The sequence below is a fragment of the Bacillus sp. SLBN-46 genome, from assembly GCF_031453555.1.
Classification (GTDB): domain Bacteria; phylum Bacillota; class Bacilli; order Bacillales; family Cytobacillaceae; genus Neobacillus.
The window spans coordinates 3296260-3321565 of record NZ_JAVIZM010000001.1 but is presented as its reverse complement, the minus strand read 5'-3'; the positions used below and the strand labels follow the sequence as shown (position 1 = coordinate 3321565).

28 protein-coding genes are annotated in these 25306 nt (G+C 38.1%); 24 read left to right on the top strand and 4 right to left on the bottom strand.

The features are described from left to right. The first annotated feature begins 140 nt into the window (after nt 1-140). The 20 genes from flgB to QFZ87_RS16940 all read left to right on the top strand — a co-directional run bounded on the left by flgB (nt 141) and on the right by QFZ87_RS16940 (nt 17368). Nucleotides 141-533, top strand: a complete 393-nt coding sequence (flgB, locus tag QFZ87_RS17035) for a flagellar basal body rod protein FlgB (protein WP_309863762.1) — start codon at nt 141-143, stop codon at nt 531-533. A 5-nt stretch (nt 534-538) separates the two neighbouring features. Next, complete coding sequence (flgC, locus tag QFZ87_RS17030) at nt 539-994, top strand: flagellar basal body rod protein FlgC (protein WP_309863759.1); 456 nt, start codon at nt 539-541, stop codon at nt 992-994. Nucleotides 995-1006: 12 nt separating this feature from the next. Further along, a complete protein-coding gene (gene fliE / locus QFZ87_RS17025) occupies nt 1007-1306 on the top strand; it encodes a flagellar hook-basal body complex protein FliE (protein WP_309863757.1) in 300 nt (99 codons plus the stop codon). Between the two features lie 30 nt (nt 1307-1336). After that, a complete protein-coding gene (gene fliF, locus QFZ87_RS17020) occupies nt 1337-2929 on the top strand; it encodes a flagellar basal-body MS-ring/collar protein FliF (RefSeq protein ID WP_309863755.1) in 1593 nt (530 codons plus the stop codon). Between the two features lie 5 nt (nt 2930-2934). Then, nucleotides 2935-3945 (top strand): flagellar motor switch protein FliG, encoded by a 1011-nt coding sequence (fliG, locus tag QFZ87_RS17015; RefSeq protein WP_309863753.1) that lies wholly within the window; start codon nt 2935-2937, stop codon nt 3943-3945. Beyond that, entirely contained in the window at nt 3929-4756 is an 828-nt protein-coding gene (gene fliH, locus QFZ87_RS17010) for a flagellar assembly protein FliH (RefSeq protein WP_309863751.1), read from the top strand. The genes fliG and fliH overlap by 17 nt, the downstream gene beginning before the upstream one ends. Further along, complete coding sequence (gene fliI, locus QFZ87_RS17005) at nt 4740-6062, top strand: flagellar protein export ATPase FliI (protein WP_309863749.1); 1323 nt, start codon at nt 4740-4742, stop codon at nt 6060-6062. The genes fliH and fliI overlap by 17 nt, the downstream gene beginning before the upstream one ends. Then, the gene (locus tag QFZ87_RS17000) at nt 6059-6493 is read left to right on the top strand and encodes a flagellar export protein FliJ (RefSeq protein WP_309863747.1); all 435 of its coding nucleotides are present in this window, start codon (nt 6059-6061) and stop codon (nt 6491-6493) included. The genes fliI and QFZ87_RS17000 overlap by 4 nt, the downstream gene beginning before the upstream one ends. A gap of 11 nt (nt 6494-6504) precedes the next feature. Continuing rightward, nucleotides 6505-7362 carry a MotE family protein gene (locus tag QFZ87_RS16995; RefSeq protein ID WP_309863745.1) on the top strand — a complete coding sequence of 286 codons (858 nt, stop codon included), beginning with the start codon at nt 6505-6507 and terminating at the stop codon, nt 7360-7362. Nucleotides 7363-7389: 27 nt separating this feature from the next. Then, complete coding sequence (locus QFZ87_RS16990; protein ID WP_309863743.1) at nt 7390-7953, top strand: flagellar biosynthetic protein FliO; 564 nt, start codon at nt 7390-7392, stop codon at nt 7951-7953. 5 nt (nt 7954-7958) lie between these two features. After that, nucleotides 7959-8711, top strand: coding sequence for a flagellar type III secretion system pore protein FliP (gene fliP / locus QFZ87_RS16985; RefSeq protein ID WP_309863741.1), 753 nt, complete (start codon nt 7959-7961; stop codon nt 8709-8711). A gap of 16 nt (nt 8712-8727) precedes the next feature. Continuing rightward, a complete protein-coding gene (fliQ, locus tag QFZ87_RS16980) occupies nt 8728-8997 on the top strand; it encodes a flagellar biosynthesis protein FliQ (RefSeq protein ID WP_309863737.1) in 270 nt (89 codons plus the stop codon). Further along, nucleotides 8998-9777 carry a flagellar biosynthetic protein FliR gene (fliR, locus tag QFZ87_RS16975; RefSeq protein ID WP_309863735.1) on the top strand — a complete coding sequence of 260 codons (780 nt, stop codon included), beginning with the start codon at nt 8998-9000 and terminating at the stop codon, nt 9775-9777. It begins immediately after the preceding gene. 5 nt (nt 9778-9782) lie between these two features. Then, nucleotides 9783-10877, top strand: a complete 1095-nt coding sequence (gene flhB, locus QFZ87_RS16970; RefSeq protein ID WP_309863732.1) for a flagellar biosynthesis protein FlhB — start codon at nt 9783-9785, stop codon at nt 10875-10877. After that, nucleotides 10874-12907 carry a flagellar biosynthesis protein FlhA gene (gene flhA / locus QFZ87_RS16965; RefSeq protein WP_309863729.1) on the top strand — a complete coding sequence of 678 codons (2034 nt, stop codon included), beginning with the start codon at nt 10874-10876 and terminating at the stop codon, nt 12905-12907. Before flhB ends, flhA begins: the two co-directional genes overlap by 4 nt. After that, on the top strand, nt 12904-14199 hold the full coding sequence (gene flhF, locus QFZ87_RS16960) for a flagellar biosynthesis GTPase FlhF (protein WP_309863726.1): 1296 nt from the start codon (nt 12904-12906) through the stop codon (nt 14197-14199). Before flhA ends, flhF begins: the two co-directional genes overlap by 4 nt. A gap of 1 nt (nt 14200) precedes the next feature. Continuing rightward, nucleotides 14201-15085 (top strand): MinD/ParA family protein, encoded by an 885-nt coding sequence (locus QFZ87_RS16955; RefSeq protein ID WP_309863724.1) that lies wholly within the window; start codon nt 14201-14203, stop codon nt 15083-15085. Nucleotides 15086-15097: 12 nt separating this feature from the next. Continuing rightward, the gene (locus QFZ87_RS16950; protein WP_309863722.1) at nt 15098-15436 is read left to right on the top strand and encodes a hypothetical protein; all 339 of its coding nucleotides are present in this window, start codon (nt 15098-15100) and stop codon (nt 15434-15436) included. A gap of 54 nt (nt 15437-15490) precedes the next feature. Beyond that, a complete protein-coding gene (locus QFZ87_RS16945; protein WP_309863719.1) occupies nt 15491-16294 on the top strand; it encodes a sigma-70 family RNA polymerase sigma factor in 804 nt (267 codons plus the stop codon). Between the two features lie 135 nt (nt 16295-16429). Next, nucleotides 16430-17368, top strand: a complete 939-nt coding sequence (locus QFZ87_RS16940; protein ID WP_309863717.1) for a manganese-dependent inorganic pyrophosphatase — start codon at nt 16430-16432, stop codon at nt 17366-17368. Between the two features lie 52 nt (nt 17369-17420). Here the strand turns inward: QFZ87_RS16940 and QFZ87_RS16935 are convergent, their stop codons facing one another. From QFZ87_RS16935 to QFZ87_RS16925, 3 genes are all read right to left on the bottom strand, one after another. Continuing rightward, a complete protein-coding gene (locus QFZ87_RS16935; protein WP_309863714.1) occupies nt 17421-17966 on the bottom strand; it encodes a DUF3231 family protein in 546 nt (181 codons plus the stop codon). 206 nt (nt 17967-18172) lie between these two features. Continuing rightward, nucleotides 18173-18964 (bottom strand): hypothetical protein, encoded by a 792-nt coding sequence (locus QFZ87_RS16930; protein WP_309863711.1) that lies wholly within the window; start codon nt 18962-18964, stop codon nt 18173-18175. A gap of 475 nt (nt 18965-19439) precedes the next feature. Further along, on the bottom strand, nt 19440-20261 hold the full coding sequence (locus QFZ87_RS16925; protein ID WP_309863708.1) for a Cof-type HAD-IIB family hydrolase: 822 nt from the start codon (nt 20259-20261) through the stop codon (nt 19440-19442). 228 nt (nt 20262-20489) lie between these two features. On the opposite strand from QFZ87_RS16925, the gene QFZ87_RS16920 reads away from it, so the two are divergent. Continuing rightward, nucleotides 20490-22853 carry an alkaline phosphatase PhoX gene (locus QFZ87_RS16920; RefSeq protein WP_309863706.1) on the top strand — a complete coding sequence of 788 codons (2364 nt, stop codon included), beginning with the start codon at nt 20490-20492 and terminating at the stop codon, nt 22851-22853. Between the two features lie 116 nt (nt 22854-22969). Continuing rightward, the gene (locus QFZ87_RS16915; protein WP_309863704.1) at nt 22970-23545 is read left to right on the top strand and encodes a DNA-3-methyladenine glycosylase I; all 576 of its coding nucleotides are present in this window, start codon (nt 22970-22972) and stop codon (nt 23543-23545) included. Nucleotides 23546-23620: 75 nt separating this feature from the next. Here QFZ87_RS16915 and QFZ87_RS16910 read toward each other — a convergent pair whose 3' ends face one another. Beyond that, a complete protein-coding gene (locus QFZ87_RS16910) occupies nt 23621-23782 on the bottom strand; it encodes a hypothetical protein (RefSeq protein ID WP_309863702.1) in 162 nt (53 codons plus the stop codon). Nucleotides 23783-24085: 303 nt separating this feature from the next. Between QFZ87_RS16910 and QFZ87_RS16905 the strand changes: the two genes are divergently transcribed. Both QFZ87_RS16905 and QFZ87_RS16900 read left to right on the top strand, forming a co-directional pair. Further along, complete coding sequence (locus tag QFZ87_RS16905; RefSeq protein ID WP_309863699.1) at nt 24086-24730, top strand: TetR/AcrR family transcriptional regulator; 645 nt, start codon at nt 24086-24088, stop codon at nt 24728-24730. 77 nt (nt 24731-24807) lie between these two features. Continuing rightward, entirely contained in the window at nt 24808-25275 is a 468-nt protein-coding gene (locus QFZ87_RS16900) for a CBS domain-containing protein (protein WP_309863696.1), read from the top strand. Nucleotides 25276-25306: the final 31 nt, after the last annotated feature.

Here is a 25306-nt window from a genome sequence, read left to right as displayed (position 1 = left end):
GTTCTCTTACCATAATAAACTATGTAAAAATATGTAGATTAATACACCTTTTTTATAGTATATTGATGAATATATGTTGAATTTGTTGATAAATATCGAAAAATGTCAAAGTTTTAAAGATGGAAAGGAGGGGGACTATTTTGAATAATATTAGCCTCCTGCAAAAAGCGCTAGACGCTTCCAGTTTACGACAACAGGTTATTTCAAATAATATTTCAAATGCAGAAACACCAGGTTATAAATCAAAACAAGTAGTGTTTGAGGATATCTTAAAAAAACACTTAACCAATCAAACAAACTTTTCTGGAAACCGAACGGACTCTCGGCATATGGTCATAGGGACTCCATCTTTGATCCCTTCAGCAAACATTGTGGAGAATACAGATTCAGTTATGCAAAATAACGGTAATAACGTAGATATCGATGAGGAAATGACCCGTATGGGAAAAAACTCGCTTTGGTACTATACTCTAACTGAGCAAGTTAATAGTGAGTTTCAGCAATTGTCTATTGCGATTAAAGGAAGGAGTTAGGGAATATGTTTGATTCGTTAAATATTAATGCCTCAGCCTTAACCGCTCAGCGCTTACGAATGGATGTAGTATCTTCCAATATCGCGAATGCTGAATCAACTAGAGGAAAATTTGTTAATGGAAAATGGGAACCTTATCGTCGGAAGATGGTCGAGATGGAACCAAGAGAAAGATCATTTAATCAGTTACTTCAAGGGGAAATGCAAAAACAGACGCAATCCCAAAACCAGTTGCAAGGCGTAAGGGTAACTGGAATTGTCGATGACCGAACCCCATACAAGATGGTCTATGACCCATCCCACCCTGATGCCAATGTGGATGGTTATGTTATGATGCCGAATGTCGATCTATCAAAAGAAATGATCGATTTATTGGCTGCCTCTAGAGCGTATGAAGCAAACGTGACCGCTTTTAATACCGGGAAATCAATGATGTTAAAAGCTTTAGAAGTAGGCCGTTAGGGGGAACTGTAGTTGAATATTTCTGGTATAAATAGTGGATTTATCAAAATTAATCAAAATCCTATTCAAAATATGGAATCAAGTTCGAATCAAAATTCGTTTGCAAATGTCCTTAAAGGGTATCTTGAAAATGTCGATACCACTGTAAAGCAGGCTTCTAGTCTTACTGTTAAAGCTGCAGCAGGTGAAATTGAGAATATACATGATGTAACGATTGCCTCGCAAAAGGCAAAAGTAGCATTGGAATTAACCGTTACTATCAGGGATAAGGCTGTGGAAGCCTATCAAGAAACGATGCGGATGCAATTTTAAAGAATGATAGAAAGCTAGGCAGGGTGAGAAATGAAACGATCATGGACAGATCAACTTAAACAAACAGGAGAGCTCTTCGGCAATTATTGGAGGTCAAAAAGCTCAAAACAAAAAGGACTCATCATAGGGACATTTTTATTTCTTTTAGTTGCCCTTTCTACCTTTATCTTTTTTGCGTCACGACCCCAATATGTACCGTTATACACGGGTCAATTGTCTCAACGGGAAGTAGGGGACATTAAAGCAGAATTGGATAAACAAGGCTATACAGAATATAAGCTCTCCGAAACGGGGACAAGCATTCAAGTTCCACAAAAGGATGCACCTGACTTATTAGTTAGTCTTGCTTCAAAGGGATATCCTAAAGACAATAAAATTAATTATGATATCTTTGGTCAAAATCTTTCATTTGGCGCTACTGACAGGCAATATGACATTTTAGAGCGTGAAGCCATGCAAAATCAAGTAGCTGAAGTGATTAAACATGTGGATGGGATTAAGAATGCTGAGGTACTTGTTACTTTGCCTGAAAACTCCGTGTTTATCCGTGAAGGTGATGAACAAAAAGCGAGCGCTTCAGTAATGGTAGAGGTAGACCCTGGCACGAAGCTAAGTTCACAACAAATAAGAGCACTTTATACATTGGTTTCTCGCAGTGTACCGAATCTACCAGTAGAAAATATCACGATTATGAACCAGTACAGTGAGACACTAGCCTTGCAAGATGCTGATAATGAGGACCAGCCGCTCGATAAGTATGATGAACAGCGCAAAATTCAACAAAATGTAGAAAGAGATATTCAACAAAATCTTCAAAGTTTACTAGGAAACATTTTGGGAACAGACAAAGTGTTCGTGCATACGTTTGTTAAAATGAATTTTGATAAAGTGAAAACTGAAGAAAAGCTAGTAAAGCCCACTGATGGAAATAATAGCGGGATTGCTATTAGCTCTGAGAAAACCTCCAAAACTTACTCTGGTGCAGGGGGGTCCAATCCAGGTGGCGTGGTTGGAACAGGTGAAACGGATGTCCCTGGATATGTTGGTACCGAATCAAGTGGAGACAGTAATTATGAAGAATCAGAAAATAGGGTAAATTATGAAGTCAACCGAATTAATAATGAAATCGTAAAAAGCCCATATCAAATAGATGATATTACTATCAATGTTGGTGTAGAACCTGATTCGACAAAATCCAATACACTTTCGAAAGCAACTCAGGATAATATTAGAAACATCGTTGCTAATACTGTTCGTACAGCACTTGGTCATCCGGATTTAAGTCAAAACGAAATTGACCAGCGGATTACTGTTTTTCCTCATGCATTTGCAAAGAATACGCCTAATGAAAGTGTTACAACAAAAAATTGGTTATGGATTGGTGCAGCTACAGCTGCGGGTGTACTTTTGCTAGGAGGATTAATATGGTGGGGCCTTCGCCGCAAAGGACAAAAACAAGTGGAATTAGAAGAAGAAGTAGAGCAATCAGTACCTGTTAAAGATGCAGATTATTTTGCAGAACAAGACATGAGTGTCGAAAGTCAATTAAGAAAGCTGTTAGAACAAAGACCGGAAGATTTTTCAAAAGTTATTAGAACATGGATTCATGAAGAGGAGGTTTAATTCCCATGGCAACGGCATTAAAATTGAGTGGAAAACAAAAAGTAGCGATTTTGCTTATTGCAATGGGAAAGGAAGCTTCCGCAAAAGTATTCAAACATTTGCCTGAAGAAGAAATCGATCAAATTACCCTCGCGATTGCGAATATTCAGAAGGTTGATGCCAAAGAAAAGGAAGAAGTCTTGAAGGAATTTCATGAAATGTGCATTGCTCAGGATTTTCTTCAAATGGGTGGTATTACCTATGCGCAAGATGTATTAGAATCAGCCCTAGGGAAGGATCGTGCCCAAGAGATTATCTACCGATTAACTACACAGCTTCAGGTAAAGCCATTTGACTTTGCCCGTCGTGTAGATGCGATGCAAATTTATCATTTCCTTCAAAATGAGCACCCTCAGACTATTGCATTAGTACTCGCTCATTTAGAGCCGCAGCAATCATCTATGATTCTTTCATCATTACCTGAAGATCTTCAATCTGATGTTGCAAGGAGAATAGCTGTCTTGGAACAAACGTCACCGGAGGTCATTAAAGAAGTAGAAACGATTCTCGAACAAAAACTCGCTACTACCATTCGCCATGACTTTACTGTTGTAGGTGGTATCGAATCAATTGTCAGCATTCTAAATGGTGTAGATCGAGCAACTGAAAAGAGTATTCTAGAACAACTGGAAATGAAAGATCAGGATCTGGTAGAGGAAATCAAGAAACGGATGTTTGTCTTCGAGGATATTATTACACTGGACAGCCGTGCCATTCAACGGGTTATCCAAGAGGTGGAAAATCAAGATTTGCTCTTATCTTTAAAGGCATCCAGTCCAGAAGTCAAAAAGGTTATTTTCGAAAATATGTCCTCAAGGATGGTTCAAACTATCGAAGAAGAAATGCAATATCTTGGGCCAGTTAGAGTTAAGGATGTGGAAGAAGCACAGGGAAGAATTGTTTCCATTATCCGCCGCTTAGAAGATTCCGGAGAGTTAGTCATTGCTCGAGGTGGGGCTGATGAAGTCTTATTCTAAAGTATTTAAGTCAACCCATCTCTCCTTAATGGAAGGTAAAAAGGTAATTTTACAGCCCCAGGTGATGTTTGACCGGAAGGATACTGATGTGAATCTCTCTCAAAATCCGGAAATGGATAAAGAGGTTACTTATTCAAATGCTCATCAAATAATCCAAGAAGCCGAAGTTCAAGCTAAATTAATTATAGAAAGAGCTGAGGAGAAAGCTCGATCACTTGAGAAAGCTGCCGAGGAAAAAATTAGCCAGTGGTGGGAAGAAAACCAAAGACAACTAGAGAAATTATCTCGAGAAGCGGAACATAAGGGATATCACGATGGATATGCCCAGGGGAAGCAAGAAGCTATGAAGGAAGTTACCAGTGAGTATCAAGGGAAAATAGAACAGATACAAAACTTGCTGGAACAGGCTTACGAACAAAAAGCCTCAATCATTTCTGAAGCTGAGCCTTTTTTACTAGAGTTAAGCACGGTTATTGCTACGCATATAATAAAGAAAGAACTCGATAATAACCCAGAACAGTTTGTTGAGTTAATTAAGGAACACATTCTTCGCTTTAAGGAAAAAGAATTTATTACTGTTTGTGTTCACCCTGACGATTTTGATTTTATTCAAGCACAACGATCTCATCTTATAGCCGTTGTAAATGGTGAAACAGAAATTAAAATCATTCCGGACCATTCTGTTACTTCTAAGGGATGTATTATTAGAACGGCTTACGGTAGTGTGGATGCTCGTATTGATACTCAAATAGAGGAAATCAAAAAGGTTATTTTAGAAGTGAGGGACCCTGAAAGTGGTTTTATCAGTTGAAAACTATGCTAAGCTTATTCGCAGCGTGGATCCAGTAAGAGTTAATGGGAAAATAACGCAAATTATCGGACTTACCATTGAATCTCAAGGGCCTGATGTGAAAATAGGTGAGCTATGTTCCATTTATCCAACTAATTCACAAATTCCTATACAAGCAGAAGTTGTAGGTATTAGGGAAAATAAGGTACTCCTGATGCCACTTGGAGAAGTACGGTCCATTGGTCCAGGATGCGATGTAGTTGCTAGCGGTAAGCAAATGACTGTAAAAGCAGGTCGTCATTTGCTTGGTCGTATATTAGATGGATTGGGTCAGCCAATGGATGGAATGCCATTGCCAGTAGGATTAGAGGAAGTTCCTACACATGCCATACCTCTAAATCCCCTAAATAGACCAAGGATTCATTCATCATTAGGTGTGGGTGTTCGGACGATAGATGGGTTATTAACCATGGGAAAAGGGCAAAGAATGGGGATCTTTGCCGGCAGTGGTGTTGGTAAAAGTACTCTGCTTGGAATGATCTCTAGAAATACCACGGCCGACGTAAATGTTATCGCCTTAATTGGTGAGAGGGGTCGTGAAGTACTTGATTTTATTGAACAGAACCTTGGTGAAGAAGGGTTGAAAAAATCAGTTGTTATTGTTGCAACATCGGATCAACCCGCACTTATTCGAATTAAAGGTGCCATGATTGCGACTTCCATTGCCGAGTATTTCCGAGACCAGGGGATGGACGTTATGCTCGTTATGGATTCTGTTACACGCTTTGCCATGGCACAGAGGGAAATTGGACTGGCCATCGGAGAACCGCCTACGACCAAGGGGTATACTCCTTCCGTATTTGCCATGCTTCCACAGCTATTAGAACGTGCTGGAACTGGACCTAGAGGAACCATTTCCGCAATCTATACTGTTCTTGTGGATGGAGATGATATGAATGAACCAATAGCAGATGCAGTAAGAGGGATTTTAGATGGGCATATTGTCCTCAACCGTGCTATTGGTGCAAAAGGGATATTTCCTTCAATTGATGTTTTAAATAGTGTTAGCAGGGTAATGACTGAAATTACCAGCGAGGAACACCTAAAGGCAGCAAGGAATTTTAGGAATTTATTAGCTTCTTATAATCAGGCAGAAGATTTAATTAATATAGGGGCTTATAAAAAAGGCTCTAACCGTGAAATTGATTTAGCGATGCGCTTGAAGCCACATATGGATCAATTCTTACGACAAGGTATCTATGAAACTTCTAGTCTAGAGGATGCAGAATCCTTTTTAACTTCACAATTTGGAGCGATTATGCGATGAAATTTACCTTTTCTTTTCAAAAAGTACTTGATTTTAAAGAAAATGAAAAAGAAATAGCTCATCAAGAATATGGCACGGTTAAACTTCAACAATCGAAGCTTGAAGAACAAATGGAAGGGTTGGAAATGGTTAAGGATCAGGTATTAGACCAATATAACCAAGTCCATCGTAAAACTGTATGGGAGATTTTGGAGGTCCAACGAGAACTTGAATATGTGAACCTACAAATGAAACAATTAGAGAATCAATCGCAAATCATCCATCAGGAAGTTGAACAAAAACATCAATTACTGATTGAACGTACACAGGAAGCCAAAATGTGGAATCAATGGAAAACGAAATCAAAGGAAGCTTTTCAAAAACAAATGGATCGACAAGAACAAGCAATGTTGGATGAGATGGCCATCCTTCGCTATTCCCGAAGGGTATGAGGAGAGGAACAATGGAAGAGAATCGACGTTCAAAACTAGGAACCATTTTTTATATAGGGATCCTACCATTAATTTTTACAATTGTCTTAGTAGCATTTCTTTTGAAGTTTATGGGTTTTCCAGTGGGAGATACATTCAAAGAATGGGGAAATCGAGTACCTATTATGAATCAGCTTATTGCTGATCCTACTCCTGTAGAGGCAGAAAATACGGATGATTCTGATGAATGGAAAAAAATGTACTTAAAAAGCGAAACGACAGTCAAAGAAATGAATCAAAAAATATCAAACTTAAAAAAAGGTTTAAACTCCAATCAAAAAAGTTTGGAGGATCAAAAAAAGATTAATGATGAACTGCAAAAACAATTAAAAGAGAAACAAGCACAAAAAACTCAGGAACAAATGAAACAAGTAGCAGGCATCTATGAAAATATGTCTGCATCCAAGGCTGCTGCCATCTTCGAAGCAATGCCGCTTGAAGAAGCTTCTCTAACAATCATGATGCTAGACCAGGACCATCAAAGTAGTATCCTTGGTGGGATGAAGGATCCAAAGAGAGCTGCTCAAATAACCATGTTGATTAAAGAAATCTCTACTCTAAATGAAACTGATTCAACTGCCCTAACAGAACAAGTGCACGAACTTGCCTTAAAGCAAGAAAACCCATCTGAAACTTTATCTGAAACGATTGCTGGAATGCCAGCTGCTCAATCAGCAATCATTATTCAATCCATGATGGGAACGAACTCAATCGTAGCAATGGATTTAATGAAAAAAATCAACAATAGTACAAGGGGCCAAATATTAACGGAAATTGCCAAGGTAGATGCGAAATTAGCAGCAAAAATTACGGCCGATTTAAACAACTAGAAATGTACTCCAAGGAAGGAGAAAACCATGAAACGCACGATTCTTTTTTTTGTTATGTTTATTTATTTACTTTCAGTTCAATCCACCACTTTTGCCGCAGGTTCAACTTCCGGCGGCGAGCCTTCCGTCTATGATTCTATCCAGAAGGGTGAGAAAAAATCGACTTCAACTTCGACTAAAGCCGTGGATAGTCAATCAACTTCTTTATTCCCCTTACTTATAAAATTTATTTTCTCATTTATTTTGGTCATTGCATTATTATATATTTTACTTCGTTTTTTATCCAAAAAAGGACGTACGTTGCAATCGAATGGACCTGTCCTTCCAATTGGCGGTCACATGTTAGGTAACAATCGTTCACTACAGGTGTTACTAATTGGTAATACCATTTATATTGTAGGAGTTGGTGAGGACGTTACGTTGATCCGAACAATTACTCAAGGGGAAGAGTATCAGCTTTTACTAGAAAGTTATGAAAATCAAGCGGAAGGATCAACCTCGAAATGGATCCCGAAAGATTCAAAAAAAATATGGAATACAGTTTTCCGTACACAACTGCAAAAAATGCACCAAGAAAATGGAGAGGAGTAGGAACGATGAAACGAAAATTAGCTATTCTTGTTCCACTTCTGACACTTGGTTTCATTTCAGTAGCACATGCAGCTAGCCCTGCAGGAACCATATTGCCTGGAATTGATTTAGGTTCTGGCTCTGGTGATCCTAATCAAGTTTCAAACACTATGCGTATTATTTTACTAATTACGGTTTTATCAATTGCGCCTGCTTTTCTTATTTTAATGACTAGTTTTACTCGAATAATTGTTGTGTTTGGGTTCGTAAGAAATGCATTGGGTACTCAACAAATACCACCAAATCAAGTTTTAATTGGTTTGTCGCTGTTTATGACGTTTTTTATTATGGGTCCAACTTTTTCAGAAATGAATCATAATGCTTTACAGCCCTTTCTTGCTGGTAAAATGTCGCAGGAGGAAGCCTTTCAGTCAGCAAGTGAACCGTTGAAGGAATTTATGGCAAAGCACACTCGTGAGAAAGATCTTTCCCTGTTTATGGATTATGCAAAGATGAAAAAACCAAATGAGGTTAAAGACATACCGTTAACTGCATTAGTCCCAGCCTATGCAATAAGCGAATTAAAAACAGCCTTTCAGATGGGATTTATGATTTTTATCCCTTTCTTAGTCATCGACATGATTGTGTCAAGTGTATTGATGTCAATGGGGATGATGATGCTCCCTCCAGTGATGATTTCGCTGCCATTTAAGATTCTTTTATTCATTTTAGTAGATGGTTGGCACTTAATTGTTAAATCACTGCTTGTGAGTTTTTAAGAAGGGGATGTAATTAATGACCACTGAATTAATCTTACGAATTGCTCAAGAAGCGATTTATACCATACTTATTGTTATTGCACCAGTTGCCGGTATTGCATTAATTGTAGGGTTATTGGTTAGTATTTTTCAAGCTACCACACAAATTCAGGAACAAACGCTGGCGTTCGTTCCAAAGATTGTCGCTGTCTTTCTTTCTATCCTATTTTTTGGACCATGGATGCTGCGTCATGTGGTAGATTTTACACAAAACTTATTGGGAAATCTTTCTCAATTCGTGGGGTAAATGATGAATATAGATGCATCAACTTTGTGGACTTTTTTACTGGTTTTTGTACGCATTACGACATTTATGGTAACAGCGCCATTATTTTCAGGGCGTCAAATACCGGCGCAATATAAAATTGGTTTTAGTGTTTTTCTAAGTATCCTTTGTGTGGGGATAGTAAAAGAACCAATTGATTCATTTTCAGAATCTACGATTGCCCTACTAATACTTAAAGAGTTTTTGGTAGGTATTGTATTGGGAATGGTAGGAAATATCCTCCTCTATGCTGTGCAAATGGCTGGATCTTTAATGGATGTACTTATTGGCTTTTCCATGGCGAGTCTTTTTGACCCTACGTTTGGGACAAGTTCTCAACTATCAGGACGCATGCAAAACACTCTTGCTCTTTTAGTGTTACTTACTACTAATGGTCATCATTTACTTATTCAAGGAATACTGGCAAGTTTTGACTGGATTTCACTCAAAGCAACTGTACCTGCATTTACAGATGGCAGGATAGCCACTTTTTTACTAGAAACGCTCCAGCAGATGTTTTTAATCGGTTTTATGATGGCTGCACCTATCATCGGTACTTTATTTGTTGTGGATGTTGCCTTGGGGATTATTGCTAGAACCGTGCCCCAGATGAATTTGTTTGCAGTGTTTCCGCCAATGAAAATATTGATTCACTTTTTAATTTATATTTTTGTATTACCAAGTTTCTTTTATTTATTAAAAATTCTTTTTGAAAACATGTTTGGATCCATGAATTCTATTCTGAAGATAATGGGGGTGTAAGGAGGATGCTTCTTCGTTTAGATTTGCAACTATTTTCTGGAGAAAAGACGGAAAAGGCCACGCCAAATAAACGGCGGGAGGTTAGGAAAAAAGGGCAGGTCGCGAAAAGTCCGGAGGTATCATCAGCCCTTACCCTGCTTCTTAGCTTCTCGTTTTTTATGATCGGTGGAAAAAGTTTTATTGAAGGTTGCTTAAATATTTATCGACATAGTTTTCAAGAGTACTTGCTTTGGGAGTTATCAATTTCTAGTACTCAGCTCTTATTTAATCAATTACTGTTGGACGTTACTAAATTAGTTGCACCCATTTTTGGTGTGGTACTTGTTGCCGGTGTGGTTGCAAATTACATGCAAGTAGGATTTATGTTCAATATTGAATCGTTAAAAATGAACTTGGGGAAGCTTAATCCGCTCGAAGGGGCGAAACAGATTTTTTCCCTCAGGGCAGTTGTGGAATTAATTAAATCCATTTTAAAAATCGTCATTACCTCAAGTATTGTATATATATTGATTTGGAAACAAAAAGATGAATTATTTTCTATAGGTGAAAAAAATCTTTATGAATCTGCTAGATTCATTGGCTCGCTAACCGTACAAATTGGAATTACGATTGCTGCTTGTTTAATAGTGTTAGCAGCTGCAGATTATTTCTATAAGTGGTTTGAGCATGAAAAGAAAATTCGAATGTCCAAACAGGATATAAAGGATGAACATAAGAAGTCGGAAGGTGACCCTTTAATTAAAGGGAAGAGGAGAGCGATGCAGCAGCAATTATCCATGAATCGAATGATGCAGGAGCTGCCTAAGGCTGATGTTGTTATTACTAATCCTACACACTTCGCTGTGGCTATAAAATACGATTTCGAGACAATGGCTGCCCCTGAAGTGATTGCAAAAGGAAAAGATCACATTGCTTTAAAGATAAAAGAAATTGCGAAAGAAAACAAAATTATGACCGTTGAAAATAAGCCTTTGGCTCGTGCTCTTTTTGCTTCGGTAGAAATTGGACAGCCAATACCAGAAGAATTGTTTAATGCAGTGGGGGAGATTTTAGCGTATGTATACTATCAAGAAGGTCGGCATAAGGGGATGATGGCATGAAAATAAAAGAGCTTTCCGTTTTCATCGTTGTTATTTTGATTGTTACGATGATGATTATTCCACTGCCAACAATACTATTGGATTTTCTATTAATCTTCAACATCTGTGCCTCATTGATGATTTTGCTGGTAGCAATGAATACAAAGGAACCATTGGATTTTTCCATTTTTCCTACAGCTTTATTGATAACCACTTTATTTCGTTTAGCACTTAATGTGTCAACCACTCGTTCCATCCTATCAAAGGCGGATGGCGGGAAAGTAATCGAGACCTTCGGTTCCTTTGTAATTGGTGGGAACCCTGTTATCGGTTTTATCGTGTTTTTAATTCTTGTCGTTATTCAATTTATTGTTATTACGAAAGGCTCCGAAAGGGTTGCAGAAGTAGCCGCTCGATTTACATTGGATGCGATGCCTGGTAAGCAGATGAGTATTGATGCTGATATGAATGCGGGGTTAATTAGCGAACAGGATGCACGAGCACGACGCAGAAAAATTGAACAGGAATCTGATTTTTACGGTGCAATGGACGGGGCAAGTAAGTTTGTTAAAGGAGATGCTATTGCAGGTATTATTATCCTCATGATCAATGTTATTGGTGGATTCATCATTGGAATGGCTATTCATGGGATGGGATTTGCAGAGGCAGCCAGCACTTTTACCCTGTTGTCTGTCGGTGATGGATTAGTCAGTCAAGTACCGGCGTTACTTATTTCTACTGCAACCGGTATCACAGTAACCCGTGCTGCTACTGATGGCAGCTTAGGTTCAGATATTATGAAGCAGATTTTTAATTACCCAAAACTGCTTTATATTGTTGCAGGAACTATTTTTATGCTTGGGTTATTTACTCCGATTGGTCTTTTCTTAACATTGCCAGTGGCTGGGTTATTGGCGTTTAGTGCGTATACAATGCAAAAAAATGCACAAAAAGAGGAACTTTTAAATGAGCAAGTTGAAATGGAAGCAATGGAAGAAGACATTAGCAATCCAGAAAAAGTAATTACTTTACTTCAACTTGATACACTCGAACTTGAAATTGGATATGGATTAATTCCATTAGCAGATCAAAAACAGGGTGGAGACATTCTTGATAGGATCGTCATGATACGTAGACAATTTGCAATTGAATTAGGATTGGTCATTCCTACCATTCGGATTCGAGATAATTTGCAATTAACTCCGAACCAATATGTTCTAAAATTCCGTGGGAATCGCATTGCTGAAGGTGAGGTTTACCTGGATCATTTCCTAGCAATGAATCAAGGAGCAGAAGACGATACACTAGACGGAATACAAGTAATTGAACCAGCATTTGGCCTTCCAGCTAAATGGGTAAGCTTGGAAGCAAAACAAATGGCCGAGTTAATGGGATATATGATTGTGGATCCTCCATCCGTGATTGCCACTCATTTAACTGAGGTTTTAAAACAATATGCGTACCAACTACTTCGAAGAGAAGAAACAAAAGAATTAGTTGAAAACTTGAAAACAACTCACCCTAATTTGGTTGACGAACTGGTACCTAACTTACTATCAACTGGTGATATTCAGAAGGTATTACAAAACCTTTTACGAGAGCAAATATCTATTCGAGATTTAGCGGCAATCTTTGAAACTCTTGCAGATTACGCCGTTTATACAAAAGAACCAAGAGTGTTAACAGAATATGTTCGTCAGTCCTTAACCCAACAAATTACTGAGCAGTACTCAGAGAACGGAATTATTAATGTTTTAACAGCTGGGGCAACATTAGAAAAAGGGATTTCGGATTGTATTCAGCAAACGGAAGCAGGAGGTTATTATCTTTCTATGGATCCACAGACTTCAAGAAGGATTACGGAAGTCTTACAGGAACAAATTGACCGAGTGGTGAAAGCAGGAGGTCTTCCTATATTCCTAACTTCTCCAAACATTCGGATGTATTTAAAACAATTTGTAGATAAAATTATGCCAACCGTGCCTGTTCTCGCTTATACGGAACTGGAACCTAATATTGAGATCCAAAGTATAGGAGTAGTGAATATATGAAAACCAAAAAAATCGTTGCAGATTCTATGCCACTAGCTTTAAAAATGGTACGACAGCAATTAGGTGAAAATGCGATTATCGTCAATACCAGAACGGTCAAAAAAGGTGGAGTTTTCGGTCTATTCGCTAAACAAAAATTTGAAGTAACGGCTTATTCCTTAGAAAAGGAAAGGCCTAGTGTTGAACCTAAATTTACTCTAGAAATAAAGGATAAGCCAGAAAAACTACTTCCAAATATGAACAAATTTGAAAGTAAAACAGAAGGGAATCCATCTGGTTTTCACAAGAATCCTCAAGGGTTATATAATTATTATTCAAAAACCTCTAGCGGATCAGAAAAGACAGAAGCACAAACGCCTATTAAGTCCCCGGAAGCTGAAAAAAAGATTTCATCTTCTAGTATGGCTTCCGAAAAAGAAGGCCCTTTACTTGATGAACTCCTGCAAATGAAAAAAATGATGATGACATTTATGATGAATGGCCAACAGGAAGATGCTTTACCTGCTGGGATGTCCAAATGGGTAACCAGATTAAAAAAGCAGGGTGTTGAAGAGGAAGTAGTTTCAGAAATCGTAAATGGTATTCTATTGAAGTATGAGTCAATTGTTGACTTAAGTGAGGACATCATTGAGCAAGAACTCCTTACCATTATCACAGAAATGATTGAAAAAAAATTACCCGTGTCAAATATGGTTCATGAACGAACACGAATGATCAATGTAATTGGACCAACGGGCGTGGGGAAAACAACTTCTATTGCAAAACTAGCTACGGAACAGGTATTAAAACAAAAGCGTAGAGTAGCAATGATCACGACTGATGTGTATCGGATTGCTGCTGTAGAACAGCTAAAAACATATGCTGGTATTTTAAATGTTCCAGTTGAAGTCGTTCGTACCGCAGACGAACTAGGTACTGCTCTTAAAAAACTAGAACATTATGACCTAATCTATATGGATACCACTGGCCGGAATTATAAAGAAGTGGAATACCGTGAATCAATTAATCAATTTTTAAATCATCCTCTTGAGAGTGACAATTATCTAGTATTAAGTATGACAACGAAGTTTGAAGATATGGAAATATTGTTGAATGAGTTTTTAGAAAGCCCAATTCAAAAACTGATCCTAACAAAATTTGATGAAACCTCCAGCTATGGTTCGATTCTAAATATAGCCTTTAAATACCCTTATCAATTATCGTACATCACGAATGGACAAAGTGTACCTGAGGACATAACGACTGTCGATGCGACAATGCTTGCTAGATACTTATTAGGAAAGGAAAAATAAAATGGATCAAGCACAAAGTCTAAGAGAATATATGCATCGATTTAATGTACAGCAGGAAGAAAAACATTCTGCACGTGTAATTACGATTACGAGCGGAAAGGGTGGAGTAGGAAAATCAAATTTTACTCTAAACTTTGCGTTAGGTTTAAATGCAGTTGGTAAAAAGGTAGTCGTGCTGGATTTAGATTTATCAACTGCAAATATTAATATCCTAATGGGAATCACGGCACGGAATAGTCTAGCTGATGTTTTGCATCGGCAAAAATCTATTTGGGATGTGTTAGAAAAGGGAACGGCAGGCATAGATTATATTTCAGGTGGACTTGAGATTCAGGATCTTATGGAATTAGATCCTAATACGCTAGCGTACTTTTGGAGTCAGATTCAGGAACTTCAAACCTATGCTGATTTTATTTTACTAGACACTGGTGCGGGGATATCAAGAGAGCTTGTAGATTTTATTTTGGCTTCAGATGAAACCATTTTGGTTACCACTCCTGAACCGACAGCCATTGCTGATTCCTATGCTGTGTTGAAAACTGTCATGCAGTTCACGAAACACACTCCTAATGTTAGGTTAGTGGTGAACCGTGCTCAGACCTATCGAGAAGCAGTCGATACATCAAGAGCAATAAAAAATGCTTCTAGTAGTTTTTTAAAATTTAAATTAATGACCTTAGGGTTCTTAATGGAAGATATTCATGTTCGACAATCTGTGAGAGCTCAAATTCCATTTTTTATGTCCTATCCAAATTGTGAGGCCTCAAAAAACATTAAGCAAATTGTCTATTCCTTTTTACCAGAGTCTGATGAATCTATAAATACGTCAAGCAAGGGGATACGCAATTTTTTAGAAAGAATTTTCTCAAAAGGAAAATCATTTTAAGAGGAGGGTCCTATGGTATTAAATTGGAAAGTTAATACAATGATTGGGTTGACCGCATTCCTCCTTACTTATTTATTTTCATTTACGAACAATACGTGGCAGACTTCCGTGTTCAGAGCAGGTATAGGTTTTGTAATATTTTTTGTATTAGGGTATATTTTACGCGTTGTTTTATATCAACTGAGTTTGAAAAAATCCTCTAGCCAAGTTGAAAATCAAAATACGGGAGAGGCTAGTTATCTAGATCTAGAACTAGAAAAACTAGGGGAAGCCGTAATTGAAGAAGAATCATCATCGTTCCAGCAGATTCCTCTTACTGCTTTGCACAATGGGGAAAACAAAGAAATCTGATAAATTAAGTATACCATCCATACATGAAGAACCTGAGACTAGGAGGGATAAACGTTGAATCCAAGTATTAAAGAAGGCCTACCACACGATTTATTGTGGAGGACTTATCGTGAAAATCATGATTCAAGGTCACAGGAAAAACTGGTCAAACAGTACATGTACTTGGTTGAGCAAATGGCTAATCGAATGAGTCTTAGTATCCCGCAACGTATTATTCCGAAAGAGGACTTAGTTGGGTTAGGCTATATAGGCTTACTTGAAGCAATTAAGAAATTTGATTACAAACAGGGTTATCAATTTGACACTTTCGGCTTGTGGAGAATAAAGGGAGCCATGCTAGATGGGATCCGCCAAATGGATTGGGTACCAAGAGGACTTAGAGATAAAGCCAAAAAACTAAACAGTGCTTTTCGGGAGTTAGAGCAAAATTTGATGAGATCTCCCTCTGAAGAGGAGCTTAGCCAATATTTGAACATTCCACTGGATGAAGTCGACCAAGCAATGGCTGCGTTATCAGTGTCCACACTGCTATCACTTAATGAACCGTTGAATTCTAACGAGGATGATGGGAAACAGCAAAGTCGATTGGATCAGATTAAGGATGATCACTCTAGCAATCATGACCGCAGGTTACAAATGGCGGATTTTAAGCAAATGATGGCTGCATGTATTGATAAAATGCCAGAAAAAGAAAGACTAGTCATTTCATTATTATATTATGAGGGTTTAACTCAAGTAGAGATTTCAGAAGTCTTGAATCTCACAAAAGGAAGAATCTCTCAAATTCATTCACGAGCGATTTTACGCTTAAGACAGAGCTTTGAAGCCAAGGGTTATTCTTTGGATTCCTTTTTATAGAGATGTAGGATATATTGTGTTAAGGGACAGTTTTTGTTTTGAATCCTTTAACAGAATAATATATAATTTTTGATGGGGTCATTCCCATCTGTTTGGGCTTGTCCTACATAATTTCATACGATTAGGAGTAGTAACATGGAAAAAGTACTTATTTTCGGTCATAAAAATCCCGACACAGATACAATTTGTTCTGCTATTGCATATGCAGATTTGAAAAAACAATTAGGCATGGATGTTGAACCTGTCCGCCTAGGTCAAATTAACGGTGAAACACAATTTGCACTTACTCAATTCAATGCTGAGACTCCTCGTTTAGTGGAAGCAGTGTCAGCTGAGGTAAACTCCGTTATTTTAGTAGACCACAATGAGCGCCAACAAAGTGCCAACGATATTGCGGATGTTCGTGTATTAGAAGTAATCGACCATCACCGTATTGCCAATTTCGAAACAAGTGATCCGTTATACTACCGTTGTGAGCCTGTAGGCTGTACTGCTACGATTCTCAATAAAATGTACAAAGAAAATGGCAAAGAAATTAAGCCTGAGATCGCTGGTTTGATGTTATCAGCAATTATCTCTGACTCATTACTTTTCAAATCTCCAACCTGCACTCCAGAAGATGTGGCAGCTGCACGTGAACTTGCTGCCATTGCTGGTGTTGATGCGGAAAGCTACGGACTTGAAATGTTGAAAGCAGGGGCAGATGTTCGTGACAAATCAATCGCTGAACTTCTAAGCCTTGACGCAAAAGGCTTTGAAATGGGCTCAAGCAAAGTGGAAATCGCTCAAGTAAACGTGGTTGACACGGCTGATGTGCTTGCTCGCCAAACGGAAATAGAAGCGTCTATTTCTTCCATCATCGAAGAAAAGAACTTAGATTTATTCCTATTTGTTGTAACTGACATCTTAACAAATGATTCTGTTGGTTTAGCTTTAGGAAGCAAAGCTGTTGCTGTTGAAAAAGCATACAATGTTACTCTTACAAATAATACAGCTACCCTAAAGGGCGTTGTTTCTCGTAAGAAGCAAATCGTTCCAGTGTTAACTGATATCTTTAATAAAGGTGAATTTTAATATTCATTAACAAAAACCGTTCATGCCGGATGATGGCATGAACGGTTTTTGTTTAATTTGGTGAGCCTGGTGGATAGTAATAGGGAGGGACCTTTAGCCATCCACGTTCACGCATCAACTTTTTCAGCGAAGAGCCATACTTAAATATTTCAAATTGTATTTCAAAAAACATCTTGCAGGCATCATTTCTTACACAGAGTGCTAATCCTTGACCTATAAGCGTAATCTCAGCTGCAACCTTAGCAGATACTAGGTTAACTAGCTCCTCATCGGTATATTTAACCCCAAGTGGGACCGCATTTGGATCTGACTTTGGTTTATTCTCTGAGGATGGTGGTAATGGAATACCTTCATTGATAAAAAAGGTACGCAGGCGCTGACTTACGTCTTTCGCGGATTGGTGTCCATTCGTAAAGGCATGAATCAATTGATCATCCGTTGTTGTATTTAGTCCTAACTCAAATATCATAATACCTTCTTCAACTAAGGTAAGTAAAAGCCAAAAGTGGTTCACTTCTCCAATATGTAAGGGATTCTTTCTCTCATCGTCTGCCATTGGTGCAAAAAGGTCTTTTAGGGATTCAAATATATTGGTCATAGACAGCCTCCTTTGGTTTGTATTAACATATATATTTTGGTCAATAATATGGAATTTTATTTCCAAGACATTTTCAAAAGAAGAAATTATGATTGTCGTACTATACAAATCTTTATGTATCGGGTTAAGCAGTTGGTAAAAACTCAAGGGCACGCTGGCAACATTGGGCCGTCCGTTTAATAAGTAAAAGAAGGAACACCGCCATCTTAATCTAGCGGTGTTCCTTCTTTTGGACTGACTGATTCAAGTTCCTCGTGTTTTTCTTCCTTTTTATGATTCAATAAGAAAAACGATAACGGTTGGTCTGAGCCAGTCATTAATTTGTAAACATAGGAAGATGTGAGTTTATAGCCGTTATCAATTTTTTCTGCCAAGTAATTGGTTCGTTCAAATAGGATGGAACGGATATGGTTCACTTGCCGTGCGATTTTGTCTAAAAGTGCTTCCTGAGTATCTAGCCGCTCTAACACGCCACCATGAAACTCCTCTTGTTTCGTGATTTTTTCCGCCGTTTCTTTTTGCAATTCAAGCTGTTCCTGCATCTTTAAAGCGAGCTGCTGATTAGCTTCTTCACTTCGTTCCAGCCTGCTGGCAATTTCTTGATAGCTTTTGTTTAACTGACTGACTTGGTCTGTTAAAGAAGATCTCGACACGGATTCTTTTTCTAAAATGGTCTTTAGCTGTGCATTTTTCTCATGAATGGCCAGCAAGCTCTTCATCATTTGGTCTTCCATATCCTTTTGCTGAAGGGTGCTGTTTTTCAAATCATTTAGCTGATTGTCGACCTTTTTCCAATGTATATCCTGTGCTTCCTCTTGATGAATGGTACGAACATGGAGGTTGTTCAGAGCCTGTTTGAGTGATTTATTCGCTTTTTCCTGTTCATTCATTAGGTCGGTCAGGAAATCCCGCCGTGAAAAAACTTGATTGGGTTCCTTAAGTTTGTGGTTCGTTTTAAAAACATCCGGATGCTCATTCTTATTGATGAATAGTCCCATACCTCTCTCCGCCTTTTATAATTTTGCTTGTAATAGCTTATGCTTTTGGAGTGGGAGAGGGGACAGACTTGGGCTAGGTTACATATAGTAAAAAACGCCCAACTTTTTGAGGAAGTTGAGCATTTTTTATGATTTTTGGTTACATAAATAGGGAACTTTTCACGAATTTCGGATTTATCTAAATAAAATTTATGGATATCTACACAAATTTGGGATTTATCTACACAAAAATGAAGGATATTTACACAAATTTGAGGTTTATCTACACAAAAATGAAGGATATCTACAAATTTATAAAAATGAACATGGAAATTCTACACGAATTTAAAGGAATTCTACACAAATTAGTATTAATTCTACACAAATTCATGGGAATTCTACACAGATTAGTAATAATTCTACACAAAATTGAAGGAATTCTACAAATTTACGATTTATTCATCAAATTATGGATGAAATTACCAAAAAATCTAATTTAAACTAGAACTGCGCCATTCAACACAAACTTCTCAACAACCTTGGCAACACCATCATTCATATTCGTATCGGTCACATAGTCCGCTTTTTCCTTGATATCATCAGGCGCGTTGCCCATGGCCACTCCTAGCCCTGCAAACTCAATCATCGCTAGATCATTGTAGCTGTCACCAATCGCAATGACTTCTTCACGAGTAATGCCAAGCTGCCCAATCAAATGGTTAAGGCTTGTTCCTTTTGTTACACCTTCCTCTGTGAATTCTAAAAAGAACGGCTTTGAGCGCATGACACTAAGTTTTCCAGCAAACTGCTCTTGCAGCTTTTTCTCAACCACTGCAAGCTTTTCTGGCTCTTCAAGCATTAACACTTTAACCACAGGTTCATTTACAGACTCTACAAAGCTATCCACTTCAAAAACTTCCAAGCCGGTAATAGCAGATTCCACATCTGTGTATTGATTGGCCGCTTCAGTGACAATACTGTCACCAACATACGTGTGAATCCAAACATCTTCACTACGACTTACATCATATAATTGGTGAACCATTTCTGGTGACAGGGTACTGCTAAACAGCTCTTCACCTGTTTGGCAGTTCGTAATTTTTGCGCCATTAAAAGATAAAATAAAACTTCCATAATCCTTTAAACGCAATTCTTCAGCAATATCAATCATCGCAGAAGTAGGGCGTCCAGATGCTAATACAACCTTGACACCAGCTTCCTGCGCATCCATTAATGCTTGCTTTGTACGAGGAGAAATCGTGTGGTCATCCTGTAATAATGTATCATCTAAATCTAGTACTATCATTTTAAATGTCATTTTTGATGAATCCTTTCTATACTATATTTCCTTCATCATCTTACTATAAGTCTGGTAAAAAAACTCATAACAATTGTAGGAAAATAATTACCGAATACGAGGCGACTATGCTTTTGTTAAGGTGAATTTACATTAATTAATAATATCTCAACATTCCTTTAATCTCCCCTTAATAGTGTTAGGTTTTAATAGAGTAGTAGTAATTAACACACTTGGAGGGTAAAAATTATGAAAAAGAGATTAACAGTTGCACTAGCTCTAGGATTAATGATACCAGCAGTAACACCTGCGGCGGCTGCAGGCAAAGATATTTCCATTGATTCATTTAAATTCAATTCTATGAAGGCACCAGCTTCAATTGAAGACATGGTGAAAACATATACTAGTGCTTCAATGGACGTAACCTACAGCGACGGAAAAACAAAAAATTTCCCTCTTACGTATAAACAATTATTCCTTTCAGATGAAAAGATTGTAACAAACAAAGGTGAAAAAATTCCTGCAGGAACACCAATTGATGTGAACGGAAACCCAATTGTAGATAAGAGTGTCCCAGGTCAGGAATCCTATTATATTTCAGATGCGCCAGACTCGAATAGCTTAATGAATGTAGGCGGGAATCTATTCATGGTATCTCATTTTGAATATGATTCATTAGATAACGCTGGTCAATCAGCGTATGGTGTGGTTCCGGCATCTATGACACTTACACAGCTAAACCAAGATAAAAGAACGGGAGAATTATCTGTTAAGGATGCTAAAAAAATAGATTTTTCAAGCGTAAACGGCTTATGGATTCCATGTAATGGCTCAACCTCACCTTGGGGGACTCATTTAGGATCAGAGGAATATGAACCAAATGCTCGTCAATTCGAGGCAGAAATCGGAACAGATAAAGATTCTACGAATGTTAAAGGCTTTGCAAAGCTTTACTTTGGTGATGAATCAAAAGCAAATCCTTATAATTATGGTTTTATTCCAGAAGTAACTGTCAAACCGAATGGTGATACGAGTGTGGTTAAACACTACAGTGCTGGTCGTTTTTCTCATGAAATTATGACAGTGATGCCTGATAATAAGACAGCATTCTTCGGTGATGATGGAAACTACACAGTAACGTTTATGTATGTGGCCGATAAAGAAAAAGACTTATCTGCAGGAACTCTATACGCAGCCAAATTCGTTCAAACAAGTGCAGAAAACGGAGGATCTGGTGACCTTGAGTGGGTGAAGCTGGGACATGCTACAGATGACGAAGTTAGAACGATTATCGACAAGGGAACAAAATTCAGTGACATCTTTGAAACAGCAAGTGAGCCAACTGAAGGGTTTACAGCAATCAAAACAGATTCCAGTGGTGGAAAAACGGAATATATCAAATTAAAGCCTAGCATGGAAAAAGCAGCAGCCTTCCTTGAATCTCGTCGTTATGCAGCTTTAAAGGGTGCGACTGCAGAGTTCCGTAAAATGGAAGGGATCACGGTTAACGCAAAAGATAAAAAAGTATATATGGCCATTTCGGAAATTGGTAAAGCCATGGTGGAGGATACAACTCATGTGGACCCAGTAGATGATGTTCATTTAAATAAAATCAATGCTGGTGGAACATATGAACTTAATTTAACTGGTGGTTTAAAAGACAAGGATGGCAACGAAATCAACAGTGAATATGCGGCATCTGATATGAAAGCAATGGTAGTAGGGGAAGATTTAGCTGCACCAGATGCTTACGGAAATAAAGCGAATCCTGACAAAATTTCTAAACCTGATAACCTAAGCTACTCCGAAAAAATGAGAACATTATTTATCGGTGAAGATGGAGGGGAACATACGAACAACTTTGTATGGGCTTATAATGTGGATACAAAGGAGCTATCTCGTGTGTTATCTGTTCCAGTGGGAGCTGAAGCCACAGGATTACGTGTCCTGGACAACTTCAATGGCTTCTCTTATGTATTGAGCAATTATCAGCACCCAGGTGACGAGCTCGAGAATTTCCAAGGTACAGCTGTGAATAAGGAAGAGCTAGAGAAGGCAATCGAAGCAGGAATTGGAATCGACAAAAAAGGTGGAGTAGGATATATTGCTGGTTTACCACAGTTGAGCGGTAAACATGTTGGCTGGAATTTAAAGGATGGAAAATGGTATTTCCACAATGAAAATGGTGATGTACAAACTGGTTGGGTAAAAGATCATGCAAAATGGTACTACCTCGAAGCAACTGGTGAAATGAAGACTGGTTGGGTAAAGACAGGGAATAAATGGTATTATCTCGCGCAATCTGGTGAAATGAAAACGGGTTGGGTAAAAACAGGGAACAAGTGGTACTACCTTGCAGAATCCGGTGAAATGAAAACGGGCTGGGTAAAGACAGGAAACAAGTGGTATTATCTTGCTGAATCTGGTGAAATGAAAACGGGCTGGGTAAAGACAGGAAACAAGTGGTACTATCTTGCTGAATCTGGTGAAATGAAAACAGGTTGGATAAAATCAGCAAACAAATGGTACTATCTAAATACAGATGGCAGTATGGCAGTAAATACTACTATTAACGGTTACAAAGTGAACCAACATGGTGAATGGGTACGATAAGTACAATAATAGAGTGGAATCATTTTATGGATTCCACTTTTTTCTATACATATAGCGGAACATTTGTTCTTATTATTATTTTCTGATATACTAAAAATAAAAAGGGAGGGGTAATAATGAATAGGTGCGGTTGGGTGAACCAGGATCCGTTATATATTGATTATCATGACCATGAATGGGGCGTGCCGGTTTATGATGATCAATTATTGTTTGAATACTTAAATCTCGAAGGGGCTCAAGCAGGGCTTAGCTGGTATACGATTTTAAAGAAGCGGGAGAATTATCGAAAAGCATTTGATCAATTTGATGCAGAAAAAATTATCCGTTACGATGATAAAAAAGTCGAAGAGCTTTTACATAATGAAGGAATTGTTCGCAACAAGCTAAAAATTAATGCCGTCATTACCAATGCACGTGCATATTTGAAGGTGAAAGAGGAATTCAGCTCCTTCCAGGAATACATTTGGTCCTTTGTCGATGGCAAGCCTATTAAAAATCATTTCAAAGAATTATCAGAGGTCCCAGCAACAACCGAAATCAGCGATAAGTTAAGTAAGGACTTAAAGAAACGCGGATTTAAATTTGTGGGGTCGACTATTTGTTATGCGTTTATGCAAGCAACCGGAATGGTAAACGACCATATCGTTACATGTGATTGCTACCAACAAGCCGTTCCGGTTACAAAATCCTAAAAAAAAGCGATGCTCTCTTAAGAAAGAGGCATCGCTTTTCTGTGTGTAAAATGAAATGTAGAAAAATCCTAACAACTACTTGGATGGTTTATCCACCAGGAAATCTGAAGCAGGGATCGGAATAATCTTCCCGCCAATTTGGACATGTACGGTATCGTTGAAAATGGCTTTTACAATCCCCTTTAAAGAGATTGTTGAATTAACAGAGATTTTTTTTGATTCAGACTGATTGGCCAAATTAATCAACACCTTCCGATAGTTGGTAAAATATATGAAAAAAAACGATAAATCGTGATAAAGATACTATAAATAATTCGAAAAAAAATGAAGAACTCCTGCTTTAGAAAATTATTTTTGAAAAAAATGCAAAGGAGTAGGTTATGTTACAATCCTTTTCATTATAAAAGGGGTGTGAAACAATGAAAAAGTTATAACATGAACCTTAGTTCAAGTATTGCATGTCAGTGAAAACCTGTCAACAAAAACATGAACTATGGTTCAATTTTTAAAAAAGTGGTATGATAATCATGAGGTGATAAAATGTCTGAGCATGAAGACATTCAAGTTGGTGAGTTCCCATTTGTCCCCAAACAGGAACGTGCCCAGCAAAAGAGAAATGCGTTGCTTGAAAGTGGACATGCATTGTTCATTTTAAAAGGGTATGAGCAAACAACGGCAAAAGAAATTGCCGCCCATGCAGGGGTAGCCACCGGGACTTTTTATCGTTATTTTTCAGATAAACGACAGCTGCTGTTGTCATTATTAGAAGATAAATTAGATAGGATTCTCCCGCCTGAACCGAGTTTGGCTTCTTGCAATCCAGAAGAGGTATTAGCGACAACTTTGGAGGCGCATTATAAGCGGTTAAGTGAATTAGGGCTTAACCGAGTTTTGCCTGAACTGTTACTTAAAGACATAGAGCTTTCTGAGGTGATAGTGACGGCAAGGCGGAAGGTCCTTAACAGAATTCATTTAGGATTAAGTCAAGCTCAAGAAAAAGGATTAACATGGAAGGACTTGGACTTGGAAACAGTCTCTTGGGCCATCATGGTACTAGTGGAGAATGGATACGAAAAAGAACGTCAAACAGGGAAGAGGGCAAATTATCAAAATATAGCTAAGGTCATTTGTAGGATGATTTTTCCCCCGAAAGTCTTGGAACAGTTACGAGATCAATCATCCTAAAAAGATGGAGTTTAATTATATTCAGGATAATATTCCAATAGAACACGTGTTATAACATTTAGAAAGCGGTGACGAATATGAAGGTCAAAGATTTCATGGTGAGGGATGTTATTTCAGTTAGACCGAATAGTTCCATTAAGGACGTAATGACAACGTTTGTTGAGAAGAAAATTGGCGGAGTTCCGATTGTGGATGAAAATGGCAAGCTTTCCGGTATTGTAACCGATGGGGATATTTTACGGGCGATTAAGCCTATTGACCGCAGAATCCAGGATTACTTCAGTTTTATCACTTATGTTGCAGAAGAAGATTTGGAAGAGCGCTTGGATGAGATGGCTAAGGTGGAAATCATTCGAATTGCAAAGACCAACGGAATCGTGTCCGTACATCCAAATGATGATATGAAAACCGTGATAACACTTTTATCAAAGCACCACTTTAAGAAACTTCCTGTCATCGATGAAAACAACCATGTGGTCGGGGTTATCAGTCGAGGCGATGTGATTAGAAACATCCAGCAAACTATAGTCAAAAGCATGGAATAAGGAGCTTTCTTATCTAGCATGTGGCTAGATC

Excerpts from the sequence above, each read along its gene's own strand:
- flgC (WP_309863759.1), top strand. The coding sequence starts at position 539 with ATGTTTGATTCGTTAAATATTAATGCCTCAGCCTTAACCGCTCAGCGC.
- fliF (WP_309863755.1), top strand. The coding sequence starts at position 1,337 with ATGAAACGATCATGGACAGATCAACTTAAACAAACAGGAGAGCTCTTC.
- fliG (WP_309863753.1), top strand. The coding sequence starts at position 2,935 with ATGGCAACGGCATTAAAATTGAGTGGAAAACAAAAAGTAGCGATTTTG.
- fliH (WP_309863751.1), top strand. The coding sequence starts at position 3,929 with ATGAAGTCTTATTCTAAAGTATTTAAGTCAACCCATCTCTCCTTAATG.
- QFZ87_RS17000 (WP_309863747.1), top strand. The coding sequence starts at position 6,059 with ATGAAATTTACCTTTTCTTTTCAAAAAGTACTTGATTTTAAAGAAAAT.
- QFZ87_RS16995 (WP_309863745.1), top strand. The coding sequence starts at position 6,505 with ATGGAAGAGAATCGACGTTCAAAACTAGGAACCATTTTTTATATAGGG.
- QFZ87_RS16990 (WP_309863743.1), top strand. The coding sequence starts at position 7,390 with ATGAAACGCACGATTCTTTTTTTTGTTATGTTTATTTATTTACTTTCA.
- fliP (WP_309863741.1), top strand. The coding sequence starts at position 7,959 with ATGAAACGAAAATTAGCTATTCTTGTTCCACTTCTGACACTTGGTTTC.
- fliQ (WP_309863737.1), top strand. The coding sequence starts at position 8,728 with ATGACCACTGAATTAATCTTACGAATTGCTCAAGAAGCGATTTATACC.
- fliR (WP_309863735.1), top strand. The coding sequence starts at position 8,998 with ATGATGAATATAGATGCATCAACTTTGTGGACTTTTTTACTGGTTTTT.
- flhB (WP_309863732.1), top strand. The coding sequence starts at position 9,783 with ATGCTTCTTCGTTTAGATTTGCAACTATTTTCTGGAGAAAAGACGGAA.
- flhA (WP_309863729.1), top strand. The coding sequence starts at position 10,874 with ATGAAAATAAAAGAGCTTTCCGTTTTCATCGTTGTTATTTTGATTGTT.
- flhF (WP_309863726.1), top strand. The coding sequence starts at position 12,904 with ATGAAAACCAAAAAAATCGTTGCAGATTCTATGCCACTAGCTTTAAAA.
- QFZ87_RS16955 (WP_309863724.1), top strand. The coding sequence starts at position 14,201 with ATGGATCAAGCACAAAGTCTAAGAGAATATATGCATCGATTTAATGTA.
- QFZ87_RS16950 (WP_309863722.1), top strand. The coding sequence starts at position 15,098 with ATGGTATTAAATTGGAAAGTTAATACAATGATTGGGTTGACCGCATTC.
- QFZ87_RS16940 (WP_309863717.1), top strand. The coding sequence starts at position 16,430 with ATGGAAAAAGTACTTATTTTCGGTCATAAAAATCCCGACACAGATACA.
- QFZ87_RS16935 (WP_309863714.1), bottom strand. The coding sequence starts at position 17,966 with ATGACCAATATATTTGAATCCCTAAAAGACCTTTTTGCACCAATGGCA.
- QFZ87_RS16930 (WP_309863711.1), bottom strand. The coding sequence starts at position 18,964 with ATGGGACTATTCATCAATAAGAATGAGCATCCGGATGTTTTTAAAACG.
- QFZ87_RS16925 (WP_309863708.1), bottom strand. The coding sequence starts at position 20,261 with ATGACATTTAAAATGATAGTACTAGATTTAGATGATACATTATTACAG.
- QFZ87_RS16920 (WP_309863706.1), top strand. The coding sequence starts at position 20,490 with ATGAAAAAGAGATTAACAGTTGCACTAGCTCTAGGATTAATGATACCA.
- QFZ87_RS16915 (WP_309863704.1), top strand. The coding sequence starts at position 22,970 with ATGAATAGGTGCGGTTGGGTGAACCAGGATCCGTTATATATTGATTAT.
- QFZ87_RS16905 (WP_309863699.1), top strand. The coding sequence starts at position 24,086 with ATGTCTGAGCATGAAGACATTCAAGTTGGTGAGTTCCCATTTGTCCCC.
- QFZ87_RS16900 (WP_309863696.1), top strand. The coding sequence starts at position 24,808 with ATGAAGGTCAAAGATTTCATGGTGAGGGATGTTATTTCAGTTAGACCG.